Origin of the sequence: Mycolicibacterium nivoides (assembly GCF_003855255.1) — a bacterium.
Taxonomy (GTDB): Bacteria; Actinomycetota; Actinomycetes; order Mycobacteriales; family Mycobacteriaceae; genus Mycobacterium; species Mycobacterium nivoides.
The window spans coordinates 760564-783175 of the sequence record NZ_CP034072.1 but is presented as its reverse complement, the minus strand read 5'-3'; the positions used below and the strand labels follow the sequence as shown (position 1 = coordinate 783175).

Genomic DNA, 22612 nt, shown 5'->3' with positions numbered 1-22612 from the left:
CACCCGCCCTAGTCGTACTTCTTGAACGGCACGGTGTCGTCCTGCGCCAGTTCGGCCACCAACCCCAACTCCCACGCCAGGTAGCGACGGAAACCGGCCTTGCGCCGCTCCGGATCTGTTTCGCGCCAGCCCGACGGCACCACGTCGTCGGGCTCGTGCAGCCAGTGTTCGATCCCGGCTTCCAACACGTGGCCGGAGTCTGTCCAGGACTTCGTGCCGCCGTCGAGAACCTGGACCGGGCGGTCCGTGGCGGCGGACAGCTCAGCTGCGGCGAACCGGGCCAGCACCGAATCCTCAGACGTCAGCACGATCGGTCCGGTGCCGGGGATGTCCGTGGCAGCCAGACGGGACCGGATGACGAACTGTGCACCGGGAATGTGGCCGGCGCGGTAGGCGGGACTGGCCGCCAGGTCGAGCACCACGACGTCATCGAAGGCTGAGTTCAGGTCGTCGGCGCCGGTCACGCGGTACCCGTTGGCTGGGACATCGAAAGGCGCTGGAATGGGTCCGGTTTCGAGTTCCTCGCCATCGAACGCATCGTCCAGCACGAACACCTCGCCCCAGCCGATCTGGGTGATCCACGACGCGGCGACAGTCGCGCGGACGGTGTCGTTGTCGACCAGCACGATGCGGGCGTTGTGGGTGCCGACATGCCGGAATGTCCACGGCGCGACGTCCCAACTGGGAGCCGAGCGTGAACCCGCCAGATGACCTGCCTCATACTCCTGCGGCGTGCGCACGTCCAGCAGGTACAACGACCTGACATCGGCCTCGTCGCGGAACCGCTGCAGGGTGGCCTTGTCTATGTGGACGATCGCGAAGCGGTCGGCGAACCGGGCCGACGCCGCTTTGGCCGAGGCGAGGGCGTCACCGCTGGGCAGTGGAACCGCCACGGCCTTGCCGTGGTCGAGGTCATGGCCCTCCAGCACCCAGGATTGAGTACCGCCCTCGAGCGAGACCACCCGGTTGGGCAACCCGGCGTTGATCAGCACCTGGGCACCGAGAATGCTGCGGGTGCGCCCCGCGCAGTTCACCACCACCAGGGAATCGGGGGACTTGACCGCCTCTGCGGCCCGGTAAACGAGTTCGGCTCCGGGGATGGAGGTTCCGCCCGGCAGGCTGTGATTCTCGAACTCGCCGATCGGTCTGCTGTCGAGCAGAACGATGTCCTCCCCGGCCGCGACCCGGTCGCGGAACTCGCCGACCGTGATGTGGGGGGTTTCGTAGACCTCCTCGATCCACTCCCCGAAGGCCTGTCCGATGACATGGTCACCGCCGGACTGCACCTTGTATCCGGCGTCGGCCCACGCAAGCAAACCACCGTCGAGGACGCGAACGTCGTTGTACCCCAGTGCCACCAGCCGAGCCGCCGCCCGCTCGGCGAGCTGCCCCTCACCGCCGTCGTAAATGACCACCGGCGTTGACACCCGCGGAATTCTCGTCTGTACCCGCAGCTCCAGCACACTGAGGGGAATCGAGACCGCAAGCAGGATCGAACCCTGCGCAGCGGTCACCCCAGCCTCCCGCACATCGACGAGCGCGTATTCAGCTCCTGCGGTGAGCAATTCGTGGAGGTTCCCGGCGGTGATCGTGGCGGTCGCGACTGTCGTCATTGGCCGAGTATCGACCCGGGCCGGGCCGTGAACAAGCAGCTTTGGCTACGGGAATGCGGCGCCCTGACTTAACTATTCAGCATGCCGATGGAGGTAATTTGCTCGTGTGCCACCTGCTCTCGATGTCCGAAACCTGCGCAAGACATACCGTTCGGGGTTCACCGCCTTGCATGCCCTGGATCTGGAAATCCCCGACGGCGCGTTCTTCGGATTGTTGGGGCCCAACGGCGCGGGCAAATCCACTCTCATCTCGGCGACCTGCAACCTGCTGCGCCCGACATCGGGTGAGATCCGGATCTTCGGTCACCCGAACGACTCTCGCACCGCGCGTGCACTGGTGGGCCTCGCCGAGCAGGAGGTGAACCTGGATCGCTTCCTGACCAACATCGAGGTGCTCATCTATCACGCCGGCTATTACGGTCTCGGCCGGCGCGAAGCCACCCGGCGCGCACACGACCTGCTCGAGCTGCTCGGCCTCGCAGACAAGGCGCACGGGCGTCCGCTCTTGTTGTCCGGGGGCATGCAGCGCCGACTGCTGGTGGCGCGAGCGCTGATCCACCGCCCGCGCCTGCTGATTCTCGACGAGCCGACCGCAGGCGTCGACGTCGAACTGCGTTCGGACCTGTGGAGTTACATGCGCGATCTGCATCGGATCGGGCACACGATCCTGCTCACCACCCACTACCTGGAGGAGGCCGAGGCGCTGTGCGACGAAGTGGCACTGATCAGAGCGGGTCGCCTGATATCGCGCGGCACCGCCGCGGGTCTGCGCGCCGAATTCGGTGCCACCGACCTCACCGAGGTGTACAACCGGGCGATGGCGGCGCCACTGGCGGAGGTGCTCAGTGAGTGAAAGCTGGCTGACCTCAGCACCGCTGACGCCCTACGATCGTCCTTATCGGCCCCAGCGACCGGCGTTCATGTGGCTGCTGCAGCGCGAGATCGTCCGCTACCTGAAAGTCTGGTATTACACCGTCGCCGGTCAGGTCCTCGCGGCGCTGCTCTTCGTCTTCGTCTTCGGGCTGGCGTTGGGCAGCCGCGTCTCGCCGGTCCGCGGGGTCCCCTACGACCAGTTCATCCTTCCGGGGCTCGTGGTGCTCGCGGTGGTCACGGCCGGCTACATCCAAGGGTCCGCGTCGCTGTTCGAAGCCCGTAAAGACCGATTCATCAATGCCGTCCTCGCCAGTCCACTGCGCTGGTGGGAGGTCAACCTCGCCCTGGTGCTCGGGTCGATCGTGCGCGGGATACTGATCTCGTCGGCGATCCTGCTCATCGCCATGCCGTTGACGGGTTCTCACATCGCCAGGCCCGGATACGCGATCATCGCCTTCGCTGCGGTGCTGATCTTCGCCGCGCAGGCCGGGATGGTCGCCGGGATGTACAACCAGACCCAGGAACATGTCGCGGCGATCCAGGTGCTGATCGTGCAGCCGCTGTGCTTCCTGGGTGGTGTGTTCTACTCCGTTCACGATCTGGCAATGACCTGGCGGGCGCTGAGCTACCTCAATCCGGTGTTCTACGCGGTGCAGGCGATGCGCCACGGCATGCTGGGTACGGCCGACATCCCGGCGCCGACGGCCCTGCTCGCCGTCATCGTCGCCGCCATCGCCGTCGGGGTGTTCCTGGCATACAAGTTCCGGACCGGGGCCCGCCTCAAGCCGTAGCGCCTCACGCGAACGCCGCCCGGGACCCGGCGCCGGCGTATTCGCGTTTGTAGATCCCTTTGGCCTGCAGCAGCGGGATCACCTGATCGATGAAGTCGGTGAGACCGGTCGGCGTGATCGCGGGGTTGATGTTGAACCCGTCGACCGCACCTGCGGTGAACCATTGTTCGATCTCGTCGGCAACGCGCTCGGGCGACCCGACGAAGCGTAGGTGGCCGTTGCCCGAGTCGGTGATCCGCAGGATATCCCGCAAGGTTGCGCCCGCGTCTGCGTGGCTGCGCACGATCTCGTGGAAGCTGCGCTCGCCCGCCAGGCTCTGAACCGGTGGAAGCCGCACCACCGGGAACGGCTCGTCGAATTCGACGCCGGTCAGATCGACCTTCAACCGCTCCTCGAGGATTCCGACGGAACGCTCCGGCGGATTCAACGCGCTGATCTCGTCGTGCAGCGCGTGTGCCTCGGCGTCGGTACCGGCCACGATGGGGATGAGCCCGGGCAGCACCTTCACGAGCGGTCCGGTGCGGCCCAACTGCTTCTGGGTGCGATGCAGATCGTCGCGGAACGCTTTGGACTCCGGGATCGTTCGTTGTGCGGTATAGACAGCGTCGGCGTAGGCCGCTGCCAGGCGACGCCCCGGTGCCGAGGAACCGGACTGGAATACCAGGGGCCGGTCCTGCGGGGCCCGGGGGACATCCAAAGCGCCGTGAACCGCGAAGTGCCTGCCCCGGTATCCGATCGGGCGGACACTGCCAGGTTTCGACTGCACCCCTGCGACCTTGTCGACGATCAACGCATCGGCATCCCAGCTGTCCCAGAGCTGATGAAGAACGTCGAGGAACTCGTGGGCTCGCTCGTACCGCTCACCATGTTCCGGAAGCGCGTCGTAGCCGAAATTGCGTGCCGCGTCCAATGATCCGGAGGTGACGATGTTGACGCCGGCGCGCCCGCCGCTGAGGTGGTCCAGGGTCGCGATCTGCCGGGCGACATTGTAGGGGTGGTTGAACGTCGACGAGAGGGTCGCGATCAAACCGATGTGGTGCGTGGTCGGCGCCAGCGCCGACAACAGCGCGACGGGTTCCAGCGGTGAGAACAACGTCGTCCAGTCATTGCTCCTGGCGGCCGGGGTGTTCGCCACGAACAGACCGTCGAACAGACCCCGCTCCGAGGTGCGGGCGTACTCCTGGTAATAGCTCAGGTCCAGCGCCCGTTGCGGCGTCGCGTCGGGATGACGCCATCCGCCCTGCGTGAATCCGATCGCGCGAATCACCGAGTTCAGCAACAGTTCCGCCATCCGCCATGTCCCTTCGTCGCCCAGGTCGCCCAATCAGGCTGTCCGCCCATGCGCTGCGGAACAACACCGGACCACTACGGGAACGCTTCAGCGCTCCTTAACCAATCCCGTAGCCCCAAAGCGTTGGTTACCCGACGACCGGCCGCGAAACTGTCCAGCGTGACGAGTCGATGTTGTGGTGCCCGCTTCCGGTGACCCACCGGAGGCGTCCGTCCGTCGTCGTCACACCGAGAAAGCCCATATATGACCAACTTCCTCGATCGCCGCGCATTCCTTGGGTTCGGCGCCGTAATGCTCGGATCCGGCCTGCTTGCCGCGTGCAGCCCCGGAGCGCAACCGAATCGGGTGGCTTCCGGACCCGCGGGACCGGCCGGCGACCCAGTTCGCGGTGGGACACTGACCTTTTCGGACACCGAATCGGTGACCAGCTGGCAACCGCAGAAGCTCGGGACCTACAGCGCGGGAAACCTGACCTTCCACACCAACGTGTTCCTGCTCTATTTCGACCCGTACCAGAAGAAGCTGCAGCCGTGGGTCGCGGAATCGTGGACCAAGAACGACGAGAACACCCGGTTCAGCTTCAAGATCCGCAAGGGCATCACTTTCAGCGACGGCACCCAGCTGACCCCGCAGATCGTGGCCCAGAACTACGAGCTCTTCGGCCGAGGTAACGAGAAGCTGCGGATCCCGGTGCACCCGCAGATTTCCCGCGGCTACGACCACGTCGAAGTCGACGGCGACACCGTGACCGTGGTGTTGTCCAAACCCAACCAGCAATTCCTCGTCGACACCACCCGGCTGAACTCCCCCATTCTCGGCGCGAAGACCATCGGATTGGAGCTCGAAGAGGCCGGCCGACCCGAAAACCACGTTGGTGCGGGCCCGTTCGTGTTCAAGTCCCAGGTACCCAACCAGTCCGCCATCCTGACGCGGCGGACGGGCTATCGGTGGGCACCGGCCAGTTCGCCGAATCAGGGCGAGGCCTATCTCGATGAGATCGTCTGGAAGGTCCTCCCCGAAAGCGGTTTGCGTACCGGTGCTCTGACCTCCGACCAGGTGGACGTCGCCCGTGGAATACAGCCGTCCGACGAGGCGACGATCCAGGCCGCGGGTTATCAGCTGCTGCTCTACCGTCCCCCGCTGGGCACATCGAACTACGCGGGCCTGCGGGTGGACAACGAGTTCACCAAGGATCCCCTGGTGCGCCGAGCGCTTGTGCTCGGCATCGACCGGGAGGGCCTGACCCGCGACGCGCTCACTCCGAGCTATCCCCCACCGATCTCGATCCTGAATGTCAACAACGCCAACGTGATCGATGTGGCCGGAGAATTCTCCTACAACCCGGACAAGGCACGCGGCCTGTTGGAGCAGTCGGGCTGGCAGCAGGGTTCCGACGGCATTCGCGAAAAGGGCGGCAAGCAGCTTCATCTGACGGTTCCGCAGAGCGCACAGCAGGTGGCGCTGGGGCCCGCGTGGGAGTACATCGCGCAGCAGTGGCGCAAGGAACTCGGCATCGTGCTGGACGTGCGCAACGATCCGTCGTTCGCCGCCGCGGCGAACAACGATGTCAATGTCCCGATCATGGTCAGCCGAACGTCGATCATCTCGCTCGGACAGAGTTTCGGCGGTGAGGGCAACGTCGCATTGCTCGGATCTGCGCCGGAGCTCACCGCGCTCTACACCCGTGAACTCGAGGCCCGCGACGATGCCGAGTTCAAAGCTGTTCAGGCCGAACAACAGAAGGCGCTGATCAAGGGGTCCTACGTCATCGCGTACTTCGAAGAGGCGCAGACATTCGGGGCCTCGCCCAAGGTGCACGTGACGTTCCAGACACAGACGTATCCGGACTTCTACAACGCCTGGAAAGCCGGATGACGGCGATTCCTGACGTTCGGACGGCATTCACGCCGGCCGGCTGGGGCACTCCCGGGTCGCGCCGGCTCGTCCGGTATCTCGCCGGCCGCGTCACGCAGGCCGTGGTCGTGCTGTGGTTGGCCTACACCCTGACATTCATCGCGATCACCCTGTTGCCGTCCAACCCGATCGAGATGTTCGCCGCGGACGACACCGGGGTGATCGACCCGCAGACCGTGGCGCAGATGAAGCTGTACTACGGGTACGACCACGGTGTCCTGCAGCGGTACTTCATCGAATTGAGCCAGGTTGTACGCGGAGGCCTCGGTTACTCGATGAGCACCGGCCAGACAGTGACACAGGCGATCGGCGACGCCGCACTGCCCACGTTGCGACTGGCGTTCACCGCGTTCGTCGTCGCCGTGCTCATCGCCGGGACGATCGTGTCCACCGCGACGCTGGCGAACCGGCGCTGGTTGCGTTCATCGGTCGTGGTTCTGCCGCCGCTGTTCGCCGCCGCGCCGGTGTTCTGGGTGGGCATCGTGGTGCTGAACGTCCTGTCGTTCCGGCTCGGCTGGATCTCGGCATTCCCGGACGGCACATTCTGGTCGATTCTGGTGCCCTCCCTGGTGCTGGGGCTGCCGCTGTCGGCCGCGATGGCACAGGTGTTGCTCAAAAGCGTGGACACCGTGCTGGAAAGCGACTTCATCGACGTAGTGCGCGCCAAGGGTGCAGGCAAGCACTGGGTGTTCTGGCGACATGTGGTCCGTAACGCCGCGGGTCCCGGGTTGACGGTGGCGGGCACAGTGCTGGGCACCCTGGTGGGCGGCACCGTGGTCACCGAAACCGTGTTCGCCCGAGCCGGAATCGGGCGCGTACTGCAGACCGCGGTCTCCCAACAGGATGTATCGCTGGTTCAGGGCTTCATCCTGATCATCGCCGGGGTCTACGTCGTGGTGAACCTGCTGATCGACCTGCTCTACCCCGCGCTGGACCGGCGGATTCTGCTGAGCACCGGCGGGGCACGATCATGACGAGCACGCTCACCCCACCGGTGCCGCAGCCGGCGACCCGTGACCGGGTCCGGTTCAGTCCCAGTGCTGTTGCCACCGCCCTGGCCGTCCTGGTGCTCGTGTCCGTTGCGCTCTGGACGATCTTCCCCTCGTGGTTCACCAGCCACGACCCGCTCATCGGTGAGGGCGCCCAGAGGTTCCTGCCACCGAGCCTCGACCACTGGTTCGGCACCGACCGGGCGGGTAGGGACACGTTCACCCGCGTTGTGCACGGCACCCGCAACACGGTGTACGGCGCCGTGATCGGCACCTCGATCGGGCTCGTCGTCGGCACGCTCCTCGGCGTGACCGCAGGAGTGCTTCGTGGAGCCGTCGACGCGGTCATCATGCGACTGGTCGACGTCCTGCTGGCACTGCCGGGATTCCTGCTGGCGCTGTGCATCGTCGCGGCGTTCGGTCCCGGGACCACCCACGTCGCCATCGGTGTCGGTATCGCCGCCGTGGCTCCTTTCGCGCGGGTGGCCCGCGGGGAGGCACTGCGTGTGGTCCAACTCGAATACATCGACGCCGCACGGGTTTCCGGGGCAAGTCCGGCAGCAGTGCTGTTCCGTCATGTCCTGCCCAACTCGGCCGGACCCATAGTGGCCCTGATCCCGACCGAACTCGGGGCGACGATTCTCAACATCGCCGGCCTGGGGTTCCTGGGTTACGGCGCGCCACCGCCCACACCGGAGTGGGGCACCCTGCTCTCGGAGGGCCGGGACTACCTGGCCAACGCCTGGTGGCTGACGACCCTGCCCGGGATCGTCGTCTTGATCGCGGTGCTGGCGGTGTCCCGCGCCGGCCGACTGCTACAGCGCCGCTTCAGGATCTGACGAGGAGTGTTCGATGACCACCACCCTGCCGACCGCCCCCGAGGACACCGCCCCGTCCACCACACCACCGGTGCTCGAGATCCAGAACCTGACAATCTCGTATCGCGGAGGCGCCCAGGCCGCGGTGCGCGGCGTCAACCTCACCATCCGGCCCGGCGAAGTCGTCGCGGTGATCGGTGAATCCGGTTCGGGCAAATCGACTTTGAGCAAGGCGGCGATCGGACTGCTGCCCGACAGTGCGCGGATCGACAGCGGATCCATCCGGGTTGCCGGACATGAGCTCACCACACTGAGCGAACGGGAGGTGGTCAAGCTCCGGGGTAAGGTGGTGGCGCTGGTCCCCCAGGATCCGGCCACATCGCTGGATCCCGTACAGCCGATCGGCCGCCAGCTCACGGAGGTCTTCCGGCTGCATCCCGGTGGAAAGCGGTTGTCGCGGGATGAATTACGGGCCAAAGCGGTCGAGCTACTCGACGTGGTCGGCATCGACCACCCCGAGCAGCGCCTGCGCCAGTACCCCCATGAACTGTCGGGGGGCATGAAGCAACGGGTACTCATCGCCATCGCGTTCGGGCTGCACCCAACGCTGCTGATCGCCGACGAACCCACCTCTGCCCTCGACGTCACCGTGCAGAAGCAGGTGCTCGAGGTCTTCGACCGGCTCACCGGGCAGACGGGAGTGGCCGTCCTGTTCGTGACACACAACCTGGCGGTGGCCTCTGATCACGCCACCAGGGCGATCGTGATGCGCAACGGCGAGGTACTCGACAACGGACCGATCGATGACCTGGTGTTGCGGCCGGAGCACGATTACACCCGCCAACTCATCAGCAGCGCCTTCGGTCTCGGCGACAGCGGTGCACCGGGCTCCCGCGCTCCTGCCGCGCCTGCGGATCCCGTCGTCGAAGTGGTGGGTCTGACCAAGGTCTTCGCCCACGGACCCAATGGGCACTTCAAGGCCGTCGACGACGTCACCTTCACCCTCACCCGCAACAGCACCTTCGCGCTGGTCGGCGAGTCCGGATCGGGAAAATCCACGACGGCCCGGTTGATCCTGGGCCTCACCCGCCCGGACGCTGGCGAGGTGTCCATCGAGGGCACGGAGGTCACCGGGCTGCGGCGGCAGGCCAAACGTGACGTATGGCGGAAAATCCAGCTGGTACAACAGAACCCACAGGTCGCGCTGGATCCGCGGCTCACCGTCGAACAGATCGTCGACGAGCCGCTGCGATCGTTCGGGCTGGGCGATCGCACTGACCGCCGGCGGCGGGTCACCGAGCTGCTCGATCAGGTGGGGCTGCCCGGTTCCTTCGCCACCCGTAAACCTCGCGAGCTGTCCGGCGGCCAGCAGCAACGGGTGGCGATCGCCCGGGCACTGGCTCCTCGATCTCCCATCGTGGTGCTCGACGAAGCGCTGTCCGCACTTGATGTCGTAACCCAGCGCCGCATTCTCGGCCTGCTGCACGAGGTCCAGCGCGAGCTCGAACTGACGTACCTGTTCATCTCACACGACCTCGATCTGGTGCGCTCGATCTCCGATCATGTCGCGGTGATGCGACGCGGCAGCGTCGTCGAAACAGGGCCCACTGAAAGGATCTTTGCCGAGCCGGGTTCGGAGTACACCCGCGCGCTCTGCTCGACGCCGCCCCCGGACACCGGCTGCGCAGCCAACTCGCGCAGATGACGTCATAGGCTCGACATCCTGCGCGGCCGCAATGACCTGAGACCAGATTTCGCAAGCCGAGTTTCACTGGATCGACGACGCCGGACACGTGTTGCAAGAAGACGTGCCGGCTCAGCTCCTCAGTAGCTCAGCGCTCCAACTCGATGACCGGGATAAGGCGTTTCGTCTTGCGTTGATACTCACCGAACTGGGGTTGCACCGCCGACTGCTTGGCATAGACGTCGTCGCGCTCTGCCCCGGCGAGCACCCGAGCGGTCACAGGGAAGCTCTCGGTCCCGAGTTCGACGACGGTATCGGGATGGGCCACCAGGTTGTGGTACCAGTCCGGGTTCGTGTCGGCACCGCCCTTGCTGGCAAAAATGAAGATTCGGTCGCCATCCAGCAACGGTACGAGAGGCGCGATCCGTTCAGTTCCGGACTTGGCGCCGGTGTGGTGGACCAGCACGAGAGGCTTGCCCTCGAACACGCCGCCTGCCTTGCCGCCGGATTCGTGGAACTCACGGATCACGGCGCGGTTCATCTCGTCGAAGTCAATAGCATCTGCCATGTCAACAGTTCCTTGCCTGTCTTGATGAGTCCGTGTTTACCAACCACCCGATCACGACATACATTCCGGGACAAGCGGGCGCCTCACCGACTCTTAAGTTGTTGTCAACGGTTCGCGTAGCCCCACCACGTTGTTCGGTGTCGGGCAGCCCGAGACACTCGGATCGTGACCACGTCCGACTACCGGCGATTGTTCCTGAGCGTCGCCGTCAACAGCACCGGATCCGCCGCCCGGTCCTGGACCTGGCCCGGGACGAGGTGGAACCGGTTCAGCGATTGGGATCACTATCTGCGCTCGGCCCAGTTGGCGCACGACGGTGTCTTCGACATCGTCTTCGTCTCCGATCACCCCGCGTTACAGCGGGACAATTCCGCGCGTCCGCTGCACAGCTTCGACCCGACGGTGTTGTTCTCGGCGATCGCCGCGGCGGTGCCCGACATCGGGTTCCTGCTCACCGCCTCATCGTCCTACAACTCCCCGTACAACCTCGCGCGCCGCCTCGCGACCCTGGACCACATCTCCGGCGGGCGGGTGATCTGGAATGTGGTGTCGAGCTTCAATCCCGACATCGCGGCCAACTTCTCGGCAGCCCCACTGCCGCCGCGGGCCGAGCGATACCGCCGGGCCGACGAATTCCTTGAGGTGGTCAAAGCGCTCTGGCTCAGTTGGGATACCCCGCAGGGCGCGGCACCGACCGATTCGGTGTGGAATGAGACGACGGCCCGCCGCATCGACCATCACGGCGAGTTCTTCGACGTGGCGGGCCCGTTGAATGTGCCGATCGGGCCCCAGGGCCACCCGGTGATCTCACAGGCCGGGGCATCACAGGCCGGAGTCGATCTCGCGGCCAAGCACGCCGACATCGTCTACGCGTCGCTGCTGCACAAACAAGCGGCGTTCGATTACCAGGCTCAGTTGCGCGCCCGGGCCGCCTACCACGGCCGGGGTCCCGATGAGATCCGCCTGATGCCCGGCCTGACCGTGATCGTCGGCGACACCCGCGAGGAGGCCTACCGCAAGCACGAAGCCCTCCACGGATTCAACGGAGAGGACGGGTTGATCGCGGACTTCTTCAAGCGCGCAGCGCTGTTCGACATCCCGGACCGGCTCGATCCGGACCGACCGCTGGATCCGAATTTGTTCTCCTACACCGAAGATCAGTCCCGGCCCGTGGGCTTCGTACGGTCGTTCGCAGAGCTGACCGCCGCCGAAGAGGTCACCCCACGACAATTGGTGCGGCGGGTCGAGGGCGGGCACCGGCTGGCGATCGGTACTCCCGAAGAGGTGGCGGCAACCATTCTCGAGTGGTGGAGCGAGGGCGCCGTCGACGGCTTCAACATCCATATCCCGGTGCTGCCGGAGGGCATCTCCGAGTTCAATCGCGACGTCATCCCGCTCTTACAGGTATCGGGCGCCTTTCCCACCGCCTACGACGGCTCCACGATCCGCGAACGACTCGGATTGCGCGATCCCCGGCCCGCAACGGGCGCATCCGTCGTCGCCTGACCCGCCACCAGCAGACCACCGAAAGGGACTTGTGTCCGCAGCATTTCAGTCCAGTCTGGCCCAGTTCCGCCGGATCTTCGATCAATTGGCGAGCAAGGCCGGCGAGCGCCATCAGACGCATGAATCGGTCCACGAGGAGATTCAGGCGCTCGCCGCGGCCGGTTTCGGGCGGTTGCGGGTTCCGGTCGAGCACGGCGGGTTCGGCGTCGACCTACCGACGCTGTTCGAGTTGCTCGCCGAGGCGGGCCAGGCTGATTCCAACGTGCCGCAGATTCTGCGCGGCCATTTCACCACGGTCGAGATTCTCCGGCAGTCCCCGTCGGCCGAACTCCGCACCCACTGGCTACGCCGCATCGCCAACGGTGCGATCTTCGGCAATGCGCAATCCGAACCCGCGGCCGACAGCCCAGACTTCCTGCCCACGACCCGTCTGCACCGGGTCGGCGGCCGCCCGGTGATCTCCGGAGTGAAGTACTACTCGACCGGAGCCCTCTACGCCGACTACATCCGCGTCGCGGCGACCGTGGACGACCCCGGCGACGCCGCCAATGACGGCAAGGTCACCTTCGCGATCGTGGCGGCCCGCGACACCGGCGTCACCCACGACGACGACTGGGACGGGATCGGACAGCGCCTCACCGGCAGTGGAACGACGCATTTCGACACGGTGCCCGTTCAGGACAACGGTGATCTGGGCCGTTCCAAGGAGAATCTGCGCTCCATTCAGGCGTTCGTGCAGCTCGTGCATCTGGCCAACCTCGCCGGCATCGCACGCAATGTCGTCGACGACGCGGCTGAGCTGGTCAGGTCACGCGTCCGCACCAACCTGCATGCGCTGTCGGAACACCCCACCGACGACCCCGAGGTGCTTGCCGTTCTCGGCCACCTCTACCGGCAAGCGCAGACCGCCGATGCGCTGCTGGCCTCGGTCGCCGCGAGCCTGGAACGCGCCAACCAGGTTGCCGCGGCCGGGCTGGATGCAGAAGAGGACTATGTGCGGAACTTCATCGACGTGTCGGCGGCACAGGTCTCGATCATCGAGGCGGTGCTCGACGCGGGTGCCCGGATCTTCAACGCCGGCGGAGCATCGACCATCCGCGAGGGAACGAGCCTGGACCGGCATTGGCGCACTGCACGAACCCTGGCCTCCCACAATCCGGTCGTCTACAAACCGAGAATCATCGGGGACTTCATTCTGAACGGGGCTATCCCGAAGTCGAACTATGACCGTGGACGCGCTGCGACGACCACGAACGTCTCCGGATGAGCAGCCGGTACCCGGTCCGCAGTCCCGCGAATTCCGTTTCGCCTCAATCCAACCGATCGTCACCGCGGTCCACACAGCGAAGGATGCCCATGCGCCGAAGGTTCAAACTGATCGCCGGTGCCACGCTGGTGGCCCTACTGGCCGGCTGCGCCTCAAACCAGCAACACGCGGCGAGTTCAGGCCCCACCGGTGAGCCCACTCCCGGCGGAACGCTCACCTTCTCCGACGTCCAGTTCGTCACAGATGCGCTGAGCACCAACTACACGACGGCCAACCTGCTGTTCCAGGTGGTCGACCGGCTCGTCTATCTCGATCCCAAGACCGGCGAGGTGCACGGTTGGCTGGCGAGTCAGTTCTCCCGCAACGGGGACGCGACGCAGTACACCTTCACGATCCGCGACGGCGTCACCTTCAGTGACGGCACACCGTTGACCGCAGACGTGGTGAAGGCAAATTTCGACCAGCTCGGCAAGGGGGATCCGAGCAAGAAGATCCCGCCGTTCAGCGATTTCGTCGGCTACGACCACAGCGCGGTGAACGGCAACACCGTCACTGTTTTCCTCAACGAACCCAACAGCAACTTCTACCGGGTCGCGGCCAACGGCCGGGCCGCGATCCGCGGATTGAAGACGTTGGCCCTCGACTACGACGGTCAGGCCAAGATCGAGAACGTCGTCGGCTCAGGGCCTTTCATCTACGAGTCCCAGATCCCCGACCAGGAAGTGGTCCTCAAGAAGCGCCCGGACTACGCCTGGCCACCGACAACCTCACCCAACCAGGGCGCGGCCTACCTCGACAAGCTCGTGGTACGGGTCATCGGCGAGCCCGGTCTGCGGGCCGGCGCTGTGCAGTCCAAACAGGTCGACCTGGCCCGCGGTATCCAGCCGACCGACGAACCGGCCCTGAATCAGGGTGGCTTCCAGGTGATCCCCGTCGCAGCACCGGTGCTGACCGCCAATATCGTCGGCTTCAGGATCAACAACGATCTGGTCAGTGACCAGCGGGTGCGCCGTGCCCTGCAACTGGGCATCGACCGCCAAGCCGTGGTCGACACCGTGCTGTCGCCCAGCTACCAGGCCGCCGATTCCGTTCTCGGACACGATGACCCGCTGTTCTCGAACGAAAGCGCCGATCTCGGCTACGACCCTGTGAAAGCGGAGAGCCTGCTCGACGAGGCCGGCTGGAAGGTCGGCAACGACGGCATCCGCGAAAAGGACGGCAAGAAGCTCAACCTCACTCTCGCCGCATCCAACCAGAGTGTGGTGTTCCGGCCGGCGTTCGAGTTCATCGAATCAGGCTGGCGGAAACTCGGTGTCGCACTACAAAACCGGGCCGGTGACACCACGTTGTTCAACGCCGCCAACGCCGACGGATCGACGCCCCTGCTGGGCACCCGCACCGGATACAACAACGGCCTGGGCCTGTTGTTCGGGCGCGACAACGGCAACTTGACGTTCGCCAAGAACGACGAACTGATCTCCCTGTCCAAGGCGGAGCTTCGGGCGACCGATCCGGCCCAGGTCAAAGATGCCGTCGCGCGGATCCAGAAGAAGGTCATCGACGACCAGCTGGCATTGATCCTTTGGGACGAGGTGCAGGTGCACGCCGCCGCGCCGAACGTGCACGTCGAGTTCACCAACTACACCGAGCCGCTGTTCCAGAGCGCCTGGAAGAACTGACCGCACAGGGATACCCAGCCATGATCAAATACGCCGCCGCTCGCATCGGCCAGTCGCTCCTGGTACTACTGCTGGCTTTCACCGTGATCTTCTGGGGTGTCAGCATCCTGCCCACCGACCCGGTGTCGATCTTCGTCGCGAAAGGCGACGGCTACTTCAACCCGGACATCGTCGCGCAGGTCAAGGAGTTCTACGGCTACGACCGGCCGGTCTACGTACAGTACTTCTCGCAGCTCGGTCAGCTGCTGCACGGCCAGTTCGGGTTCTCACTGTCCAGCGGGCAGTCGGTCACCGACCGGATCGGCGGCGTGATCGGCGAGACGCTCAAGCTGGCCGCGACGGCGACAGTGCTGGCGCTCGGTTTCGCGCTGGGGATTCTGCTGTTGTCCTCGACCACCCGGTTCGACTGGCTCCGGACCTTCATCCGCAGCATCCCCCCACTGTTCAGTGCTGTTCCGACATTCTGGCTGGGGCTCGTCATCCTGCAGATCTTCTCGGTTCAGCTCGGCTTGTTCTCGTTGTTCCCGGATGGGTCCATGGCCTCGCTGCTGGTTCCCGCGGTGGTGCTCGCGGTGCCGATATCAGCACCGATCGCCCAGGTGTTGCTGAAGAATGCCGAAGCCACGCTTGCCCTTCCACACATCAACACCGCGCGCGCCAAGGGCGGCAGCCCGACCTGGGTGATCCGCAAACACGTGTTGAAGAACGCGGCCGGTCCCGCACTGACGGTCACGGCGACCACCATTGGCGCACTACTGGGCGGTTCGGTTGTCACCGAGACCGTGTTCTCGCGGTCCGGTTTGGGCACGGTGCTGCTTCAGGCGGTGTCCAACCAGGACATTTCCCTGATTCAGGGCCTCGTGCTGCTCACCACCTTCGTCATCGTCGGGGTCAACCTCCTGGTGGACCTGATCTACCCGATCCTCGACCCCCGCGTCACCAAATCGCAGCGACAGGGTTTCAACACCCGGTTGGGTAGGTTCGCGTGACCGCCGATGTCTCATCTCCCCAACATGTCCTCCAGCCGAAAGCCGTGTGGGCCAAGTCCATCTCGGTGATCACATCCGCGCCGTGGTCGGCGCGGGTATCGGGTGCGATACTCGTCCTAGTCGCCGCATGGGCCATCGTCCCTGGACTGTTCACCAGCCAGGACCCGCTCAACGGCAACCGCCTGGAGAAGTTCCAGCCGCCCAGCTGGGCACACTGGTTCGGCACCGACCATCTCGGCCGGGATGTGCTGACCCGCGTCATCTATGGCACCTCGCACACGATCCTCACCGCGGGCCTGGCGGTGACCGTCGGTCTGGCCGTCGGCAGCATTGTCGGCATCATCGCCGGTGTCGCAGGGCCGTTCGCCGACGCCGTCGGAATGCGGTTCAGCGACGTGCTGTTGGCGCTGCCCGGGTTCCTGGTGTCGGTGTGGATCGTCACCGCCTACGGCGCGGGCCCACTGTCGGTGGGCATCGGTGTCGGCATCGGATCGATCGCCATATTTGCCAGGGTGTTTCGCGCCGAAGTGATGCGGGTGCGAGCACTCGACTACGTGGAAGCGGCGTTCCTGTCGGGCGAGAGCCGATGGTCGGTGATCCGGCGCCACATCGTCCCCAACGCCGTCGGTGCGGTGGTGGCTCTGGCCGTCATCGACCTGAGTGCCGCGATTCTCGCGATCTCGGCGCTTGGCTACCTCGGGTACAGCGCCCCGCCGCCCACACCGGAGTGGGGCCTGCTGGTCGCCGAGGGACGCAGCTACCTCGCCACCGCCTGGTGGCTGACCTCCCTGCCCGGCGCGGTCATCCTCGTCGTCATCGTCGCTCTCGGCGTGATCAGCAGACGCGTCCTGAAGTCCAACAACATCTGACCAGGAGCATCCGACATGTCCGAACCCCTGCTCGAATTGTCCGACCTCACCGTGACGTATCCGGGCGATACCGCTACCGCCAAGCCCAAGATCGCCCTGGACCACATCGGCCTGAGCCTGTCCGCGGGTGAGTTCGTCGCCGTGGTCGGCGAATCGGGTTCAGGCAAGACAACACTGGCCAACACCGTGATCGGATTGCTGCCCGCCACAGCGACGGTGAGCGCCGCAAGGCTCGCTCTCCGCGGCAGCAGCACCCTCGGACTGAACGAACGTGAGTGGAGTCGCATCAGGGGCACCGCCGTGGGATTGGTTCCCCAAGACCCTGGTGCCTCACTGAACCCGGTGCGCACCATCGGATCCCAGATCGGCGAGATCTTCGACCTCAAGGGCGAGAAACTCAGCAGACGCGAGCGCAGGCAGCGCTGCATCGAGTTGCTCGAGCAGGTGGAGATCGATCATCCCGAGCGCCGCCTGAACCAGTACCCAGGGGAACTCTCGGGTGGCATGCGCCAACGGGTGCTCATCGCGATCGCGTTCGGGCTCAACCCCGAACTGCTCGTCGCTGACGAGCCGACCTCGGCCCTCGACGTGACGGTGCAGAGTCAGATCCTGCGGGTGTTCGACCGTCTGGTGGCCGAACACGGCACCACTGTCCTGTTCGTCACCCACGACATCGGTGTCGCCACCGATCACGCGTCGCGAGTGGTGGTGATGCGCAACGGCACAATCGTCGAGGATGCCCCGGTCGACGACATCATCAGCCGGCCCGAGTCGGACTACACGGCCATCCTGATGCGCCGTGTCTCGACCGTGTCGCGCCCACCCGTGGCACCCGCCCGGTCGGAGGCAGAGGAGGTCATCCGCGTCACCGACGTGTCCAAGGATTTCCGGATCAGCCGCCGTAATCGGCACACCGCGGTCGACGACGTGAGCCTGGTGGTCCGGCGTGGCGAGACCGTGGCACTGGTCGGCGAATCGGGATCGGGCAAGTCTACGACCGCCAAGTTGATCATCGGCCTGACCAGGCCCACCCGCGGATCGATCGAGGTGCTCGGTCGCGATGTGACCAGACTCGATCATCGGGCACGGCGGGCACACTGGAAGAACATCCAATTCGTCTACCAGAACCCCGATTCCGCATTGGACCCGCGCTGGACGGTGCGCCAGATCCTCGAAAGCCCCTTGCATTCCTACCATCTGGGCGACAGCGATAGCCGCGTGCAGCGGGTCGCCGAGGCGCTCGACAACGTCAACCTCACCCGCGAGAAACTCGACCGGCGCACCGCTGAACTCTCCGGTGGCGAACGTCAACGGGTGGCGATCGCCCGGGCGCTGGTGGTGCAACCGGAGATCATCCTGCTCGACGAACCACTGTCGGCACTCGATGTCGTGACGCAGGACCAGATCCTGAGTCTGTTGCTCGAACTGCAGGACGGACTCGGGCTCACCTACCTGTTCATCTCGCACGACCTGTCGGTGGTGCAGCGGTTGTCGCACCGCGTCGTCGTATTGAAGTCGGGCCAGGTGGTGGAGAGCGGTGATACCGCGACCGTGTTCTCATCGCCCACCTCGTCCTACACCCGGGCCCTCATCGACGCGGTGCCCGGCCGTCGTCTCGCCCAGTTGGCTCTGGCCTCATGAAGCTGTGCGGCCGCATGACAGACCTCCTCACCCGATGACCGAACCCGGACATCTTCATCTCAATCTCAACCTGCTGGCCACCGGTCGCCACGACCACGCCTGGCGTTCACAGACCGACGTCATCGACCCCGTCGATATCTCGCACTATCGCGAGATCGCCGGCATCGCCGAGCGCGGCCTGTTCGACTCGCTGTTCCTCGCCGACAGCCTGGCCCTGGAGGGCGAGGCCTACCGCCGGCCGTGGCGTGCATTCGACCCGATCGTGTTGTTCACCGCGCTGTCACAGGCGACTGAGCGCATCGGGTTGATCGCCACGGTGAACGCGCTGTTCACCGAGCCGTTCACGATCGCGCGCCAAGTGGCGAGCCTGGACCACATCAGTGGCGGACGCGCCGGCTGGAACATCGTCACAAGCCTGAATCCCGCCGCGCAGGCGAACTATTCACAGGTGGCCGCGATCGGCCAACACGACCGCTACCGCAAGGCGCAGGAAGCCGTACGCGTGGTACACGCCTTGTGGGACAGCTTCGAACCCGGCGCCATGCGTCGCGATCCGCTGGCAGGCATCTATCTGGACGCCGACAAGGTGCATCCGATCGACCACACCGGAGAGTTCTTCTCGGTCACCGGCCCGTTCGTGCTTCCGCCCACGCCCCAGGGACGTCCGGTCATCGTTCAGGCCGGAGACTCCGAGCAGTTGCGCGCCATGGCCGGTCGATGGGCTGATGCGATCTTCACGGTCCAGCAAGATGTCCGGGCGGCACGTCAGTTCGCCCGGGACGCCAAACGGCGCGCCCGCAAGAACGGCCGATCCGCGGACGACCTGAAGATTCTGCCCGGCTTGTACGTGGTGGCGGCCGGCACGGAAACCGAAGCGCTGGCCCGTAAAGCCGAGATCGATGCCCATGTCGACGTGGTTTCCGAACGCGAGCTACTGGCTCAACGTATCGGCGCAGACCCCGAGATGCTCGCCCTCGACAAGCTGGTTCCGGCCGCTGTCCTCGACGCTCCGCGCGCCGCCAGATCAGTGAGTCCTGCATTCGCCAAAGCTCTTGTCGCACAGTCACAGAACGAGAACCTGACGGTACGCGACCTGTTGACCCGCAATCCCGGCGGGCATCGGTATCTGGTGGGCTCACCCGAATCCATCGCAGACAACCTGGAACTGTGGTTCCGTGAACGCGCCGCCGACGGATTCAACCTGAACATCGACCGGCTACCCGACGGACTGACGGCGTTCGTCGACCACGTAGTGCCGATCCTTCAGCGGCGCGGCATTTTTCGCCGCGAGTACACCGGATCGACGTTGCGCGATCACCTGGCCGGGTGAACTCAAAGACACTGCATCACGTGTGGTTTCACGCTGAGTGAGGTAAACGGTTGTCCCTGTCGACGGTCGTTTCTAGGGTCGGCACCATGACCCGCCCGCGGCTGATCCTCAACGCGTTCACCATGAACACCGCCACTCACGTCTCCTACGGGTCGTGGCGAAACCCACAGACCCGCAGCCTCGAATTCGATCAGCTCGACGTCTGGGTCGATCTGGTCAAGTTGCTCGAACGCGGCAAGTTCGACTCGGTGTTCTTCGCCGACGTCGTCGGCCTCTACGACGACTACCGCGGCGGGTGGGATACCTATCTGCGCGAAGGCCTGCAGATTCCCAATCACGATCCGTCCGCGATCGTCTCGGCGCTGGCCCTGTCCACCGAACACCTCGGCCTGGTGATCACGAGTTCGGTACTGCAGGACCATCCGTTCTCGTTCGCCCGCAAGATCTCCACCCTCGATCACGCTTCGAAGGGACGCATCGGCTGGAACGTCGTCACCAGCGCGCTGCAGAACTCGGCGCGCAACTTCGGGCTGACCGAACGCGAGGAACACGACGAGCGCTACCAGTGGGCCGAGGAGTACACCGAGGTCGTCTACAAGCTGTGGGAAGGATCGTGGGAGGACGGCGCGCTGGTGCGGGACCGGCAGCGCGGCATCCACGCCGACCCCGAGAAGGTGCACAAGATTCATCACGCCGGCAAGCGCTACCGGGTGGAGGGACCGCACCTGAGTTTCCCGTCGCCGCAACGCACGCCGGTGATCTTCCAGGCCGGCACCTCCACCGCCGGAAGGACATTCGCCGCGCGCCACGCCGAGGGCGTGTTCATCAACGCGGCCTCGCCCAAGGGCGCCACCGTGGTCATCGACGACACCCGTGACCGCGCCGTGGCGGCCGGGCGCAGGCGCGAGGACATCAAGTTCTTCCAGGGCCTGTCGTTCGTGGTCGGATCCACCGAGGCCGAGGCGCGGACGCGGGCCGCCGAACTCGACGAGTACCTGAGCGTCGACGGTCTGATCGCGCACCGTAGCGGCGGTATCGGCGTGGATCTGGGCGGGCTGGACCATCACACCCCTATCGGCGATCTGGCCCCCGCCATTCAGGGCACCCGCAGCACCATCGAGGCACTCATCGCCGCGGCGCCACCGGGCACCAATCCGACCATCGCCGACCTGGTCCGCCAGCAACAGGAATCCACCCGGATCGTCGGCACTCCCGAGCAGATCGCCGATGCGCTCGAAGTGTGGCAGGACGCCGGGGTCGACGGGGTGAACATCCGCTACATCACCACGCCGGGCACCTTCGAGGATTTCATCGACCACGTGGTGCCCGAACTGCAGGCCCGCGGACTGGCCCAGACCGAGTACGCCCCGGGAACCTTGCGCGACAAGCTCTTCGGCGAGGGACCCGCCCTCCCTGAGCGGCATCCGGCCCGGCATTGGCGGGGCAAGTTCGGCGCGGCCCAGGCGGGGACTTCGTCAACAACGGTCAGCGCGTAACCGTGGACCACCCAACCGGCAGATGTTTGACACCGTGCACGAACGCCGAACGCAGGATCGCCGGTTCACCTATCGCGACGATGTCGGGGACCTGGCGACGCAGTTCGTCGAAGGCCACCCGGATCTCCCGCCGAGCGAGGTTGGCTCCCAGGCAGAAGTGCACTCCGCCGCCACCGTATCCGACATGCGGATTGGGGTCGCGCAACACGTCGAACCGCCATGGGTCGGCGAAGATCTGCTCGTCACGGTTGGCCGAGTTGTACCACATCGAGACCTTGTCCCCCGCTTTCATCTGAACGCCGCTGCGCTCCACGTCCTCGGTGAGCGTGCGCCGCATGAAGATGATCGGTGACGCCCACCGCACGATCTCCTCGACGGCAGTCGGCGTCACCCGGTCGAAGTCGTTCCACCACGTGGCACGTTCGTCGGGATAGCGGCTCAGCGCCACCATCCCGTGGCTGATCGCATTGCGGGTCGTGTCGTTGCCCGCCGCCGTCAGCAGGATGAAGAACGACGCGATCTCATTGGACGACAGTCGTTCTCCGTCGACTTCGGCCTCGATCAGGCTGGTCGTAAGGTCGTTGGCGGGATGCTCGCGGCGCTGTTCGGCCAGGGCGACGCCGTAACCGGCGAGTTCGGTGGCCACCTGCAGATACTCGCCGTACTCGGCAGTGGACACCTCGTCGTCGCCGGCCCCCATCAGCACCGAGGTCCAGTGGAAGAGCTTGGCCCGATCTTCTTCCGGAACGCCCATCATGTCGCAGATGATCTGCAGTGGCAGTGGCGAAGCCACCTCCTCGACGAAGTCCGCGGCGCCATCCGGATGTGCGTCGACCATCTCCGCCACCAGGCGACGCGCACGGTCCCGCACGCTCTGCTCGATCCGCGCGATCACCTTGGGTGTGAACGCCCGGTTGACGATGCACCGCAGCCGGGTGTGGCGAGGGTCGTCCAGCGTGATCATCGACCCGAAGAACTCGGCGATATCGGCGGGAACCTCGTTGAGTGATGTGCTGGTCGGGCTGGAACTGAACAGCTCGGGGTGACGGCTGGCGAAGTGCACGTCCTCGTACCGGGTCAGCGCCCAGTGCCCGGCGCCGGCGGGGAATCCGGCGAAGTCGGCCACCCCGAAGAACGAGACGGGCGCGTCGTGACGGAGTGTGGCGAAGGCCCCGTCACGCGCATCGTCGTCACGCCCCCAGAAGTCGAGTGTCCCCAGGTCGATGTCGGCAAGTGGCACCGACGGTGGCGCGGTGCCGTTGTTGCGGTGGGCGATGCCGGTGATTGCTGTCAT

General features: G+C 65.5%; 18 protein-coding genes. 14 read left to right on the top strand and 4 right to left on the bottom strand.

Annotation, left to right across the window (positions count from 1 at the left end; all coding sequences use genetic code 11):
- Nucleotides 1-8 precede the first annotated feature (8 nt).
- Nucleotides 9-1613, bottom strand: a complete 1605-nt coding sequence (locus EH231_RS03890) for a rhodanese-like domain-containing protein (RefSeq protein WP_090425382.1) — start codon at nucleotides 1611-1613, stop codon at nucleotides 9-11.
- Between the two features lie 106 nt (nucleotides 1614-1719).
- Here EH231_RS03890 and EH231_RS03885 point away from each other — a divergent pair, with 106 nt between their 5' ends.
- Nucleotides 1720-2466: an ABC transporter ATP-binding protein gene (locus EH231_RS03885; protein ID WP_124711911.1), complete on the top strand. Its 747-nt coding sequence runs from the start codon at nucleotides 1720-1722 to the stop codon at nucleotides 2464-2466.
- Complete coding sequence (locus EH231_RS03880; protein WP_124711910.1) at nucleotides 2459-3277, top strand: ABC transporter permease; 819 nt, start codon at nucleotides 2459-2461, stop codon at nucleotides 3275-3277. The genes EH231_RS03885 and EH231_RS03880 overlap by 8 nt, the downstream gene beginning before the upstream one ends.
- Before the next feature lie 4 nt (nucleotides 3278-3281).
- Here the strand turns inward: EH231_RS03880 and EH231_RS03875 are convergent, their stop codons facing one another.
- Nucleotides 3282-4568: an NtaA/DmoA family FMN-dependent monooxygenase gene (locus tag EH231_RS03875; RefSeq protein ID WP_090425379.1), complete on the bottom strand. Its 1287-nt coding sequence runs from the start codon at nucleotides 4566-4568 to the stop codon at nucleotides 3282-3284.
- Between the two features lie 243 nt (nucleotides 4569-4811).
- On the opposite strand from EH231_RS03875, the gene EH231_RS03870 reads away from it, so the two are divergent.
- The 4 genes from EH231_RS03870 to nikE are packed head-to-tail and all read left to right on the top strand — an operon-like array spanning nucleotide 4812 to nucleotide 9994.
- Nucleotides 4812-6443, top strand: a complete 1632-nt coding sequence (locus EH231_RS03870; RefSeq protein WP_124711909.1) for an ABC transporter substrate-binding protein — start codon at nucleotides 4812-4814, stop codon at nucleotides 6441-6443.
- Nucleotides 6440-7456 (top strand): ABC transporter permease, encoded by a 1017-nt coding sequence (locus EH231_RS03865; protein WP_090425377.1) that lies wholly within the window; start codon nucleotides 6440-6442, stop codon nucleotides 7454-7456. Before EH231_RS03870 ends, EH231_RS03865 begins: the two co-directional genes overlap by 4 nt.
- A complete protein-coding gene (locus EH231_RS03860; RefSeq protein ID WP_090425376.1) occupies nucleotides 7453-8310 on the top strand; it encodes an ABC transporter permease in 858 nt (285 codons plus the stop codon). Before EH231_RS03865 ends, EH231_RS03860 begins: the two co-directional genes overlap by 4 nt.
- 13 nt (nucleotides 8311-8323) lie before the next feature.
- Entirely contained in the window at nucleotides 8324-9994 is a 1671-nt protein-coding gene (gene nikE / locus EH231_RS03855; RefSeq protein ID WP_124711908.1) for a nickel ABC transporter ATP-binding protein NikE, read from the top strand.
- Between the two features lie 127 nt (nucleotides 9995-10121).
- Here nikE and EH231_RS03850 read toward each other — a convergent pair whose 3' ends face one another.
- Entirely contained in the window at nucleotides 10122-10541 is a 420-nt protein-coding gene (locus EH231_RS03850; protein ID WP_090425374.1) for a nitroreductase family deazaflavin-dependent oxidoreductase, read from the bottom strand.
- Between the two features lie 165 nt (nucleotides 10542-10706).
- On the opposite strand from EH231_RS03850, the gene EH231_RS03845 reads away from it, so the two are divergent.
- From EH231_RS03845 to EH231_RS03810, 8 genes are all read left to right on the top strand, one after another.
- Nucleotides 10707-12047 carry an NtaA/DmoA family FMN-dependent monooxygenase gene (locus EH231_RS03845; protein ID WP_164480760.1) on the top strand — a complete coding sequence of 447 codons (1341 nt, stop codon included), beginning with the start codon at nucleotides 10707-10709 and terminating at the stop codon, nucleotides 12045-12047.
- A 31-nt stretch (nucleotides 12048-12078) separates the two neighbouring features.
- Nucleotides 12079-13314: an acyl-CoA dehydrogenase family protein gene (locus tag EH231_RS03840; RefSeq protein ID WP_124711907.1), complete on the top strand. Its 1236-nt coding sequence runs from the start codon at nucleotides 12079-12081 to the stop codon at nucleotides 13312-13314.
- A gap of 89 nt (nucleotides 13315-13403) precedes the next feature.
- Nucleotides 13404-14993, top strand: coding sequence for an ABC transporter substrate-binding protein (locus EH231_RS03835; RefSeq protein WP_124711906.1), 1590 nt, complete (start codon nucleotides 13404-13406; stop codon nucleotides 14991-14993).
- A gap of 20 nt (nucleotides 14994-15013) precedes the next feature.
- On the top strand, nucleotides 15014-15982 hold the full coding sequence (locus EH231_RS03830) for an ABC transporter permease (protein WP_090425371.1): 969 nt from the start codon (nucleotides 15014-15016) through the stop codon (nucleotides 15980-15982).
- 65 nt (nucleotides 15983-16047) lie between these two features.
- Nucleotides 16048-16851, top strand: a complete 804-nt coding sequence (locus EH231_RS03825; RefSeq protein WP_338134372.1) for an ABC transporter permease — start codon at nucleotides 16048-16050, stop codon at nucleotides 16849-16851.
- Between the two features lie 15 nt (nucleotides 16852-16866).
- Nucleotides 16867-18492 (top strand): dipeptide ABC transporter ATP-binding protein, encoded by a 1626-nt coding sequence (locus tag EH231_RS03820; protein ID WP_124711904.1) that lies wholly within the window; start codon nucleotides 16867-16869, stop codon nucleotides 18490-18492.
- A gap of 34 nt (nucleotides 18493-18526) precedes the next feature.
- Nucleotides 18527-19822, top strand: coding sequence for an NtaA/DmoA family FMN-dependent monooxygenase (locus EH231_RS03815; protein ID WP_124711903.1), 1296 nt, complete (start codon nucleotides 18527-18529; stop codon nucleotides 19820-19822).
- A gap of 86 nt (nucleotides 19823-19908) precedes the next feature.
- A complete protein-coding gene (locus tag EH231_RS03810; protein WP_090425367.1) occupies nucleotides 19909-21318 on the top strand; it encodes an LLM class flavin-dependent oxidoreductase in 1410 nt (469 codons plus the stop codon).
- Here the strand turns inward: EH231_RS03810 and EH231_RS03805 are convergent.
- On the bottom strand, nucleotides 21308-22612 hold the full coding sequence (locus tag EH231_RS03805; protein ID WP_124711902.1) for a cytochrome P450: 1305 nt from the start codon (nucleotides 22610-22612) through the stop codon (nucleotides 21308-21310). The two genes, EH231_RS03810 and EH231_RS03805, sit on opposite strands and share 11 nt — an antisense overlap.

Bases quoted from the DNA above. Each gene is read 5' to 3' on its own strand.
- EH231_RS03890 (WP_090425382.1), bottom strand. From the start codon at position 1,613: ATGACGACAGTCGCGACCGCCACGATCACCGCCGGGAACCTCCACGAA.
- EH231_RS03875 (WP_090425379.1), bottom strand. From the start codon at position 4,568: ATGGCGGAACTGTTGCTGAACTCGGTGATTCGCGCGATCGGATTCACG.
- EH231_RS03870 (WP_124711909.1), top strand. From the start codon at position 4,812: ATGACCAACTTCCTCGATCGCCGCGCATTCCTTGGGTTCGGCGCCGTA.
- EH231_RS03865 (WP_090425377.1), top strand. From the start codon at position 6,440: ATGACGGCGATTCCTGACGTTCGGACGGCATTCACGCCGGCCGGCTGG.
- EH231_RS03860 (WP_090425376.1), top strand. From the start codon at position 7,453: ATGACGAGCACGCTCACCCCACCGGTGCCGCAGCCGGCGACCCGTGAC.
- nikE (WP_124711908.1), top strand. From the start codon at position 8,324: ATGACCACCACCCTGCCGACCGCCCCCGAGGACACCGCCCCGTCCACC.
- EH231_RS03850 (WP_090425374.1), bottom strand. From the start codon at position 10,541: ATGGCAGATGCTATTGACTTCGACGAGATGAACCGCGCCGTGATCCGT.
- EH231_RS03835 (WP_124711906.1), top strand. From the start codon at position 13,404: ATGCGCCGAAGGTTCAAACTGATCGCCGGTGCCACGCTGGTGGCCCTA.
- EH231_RS03830 (WP_090425371.1), top strand. From the start codon at position 15,014: ATGATCAAATACGCCGCCGCTCGCATCGGCCAGTCGCTCCTGGTACTA.
- EH231_RS03820 (WP_124711904.1), top strand. From the start codon at position 16,867: ATGTCCGAACCCCTGCTCGAATTGTCCGACCTCACCGTGACGTATCCG.
- EH231_RS03815 (WP_124711903.1), top strand. From the start codon at position 18,527: ATGACCGAACCCGGACATCTTCATCTCAATCTCAACCTGCTGGCCACC.
- EH231_RS03810 (WP_090425367.1), top strand. From the start codon at position 19,909: ATGACCCGCCCGCGGCTGATCCTCAACGCGTTCACCATGAACACCGCC.
- EH231_RS03805 (WP_124711902.1), bottom strand. From the start codon at position 22,612: ATGACAGCAATCACCGGCATCGCCCACCGCAACAACGGCACCGCGCCA.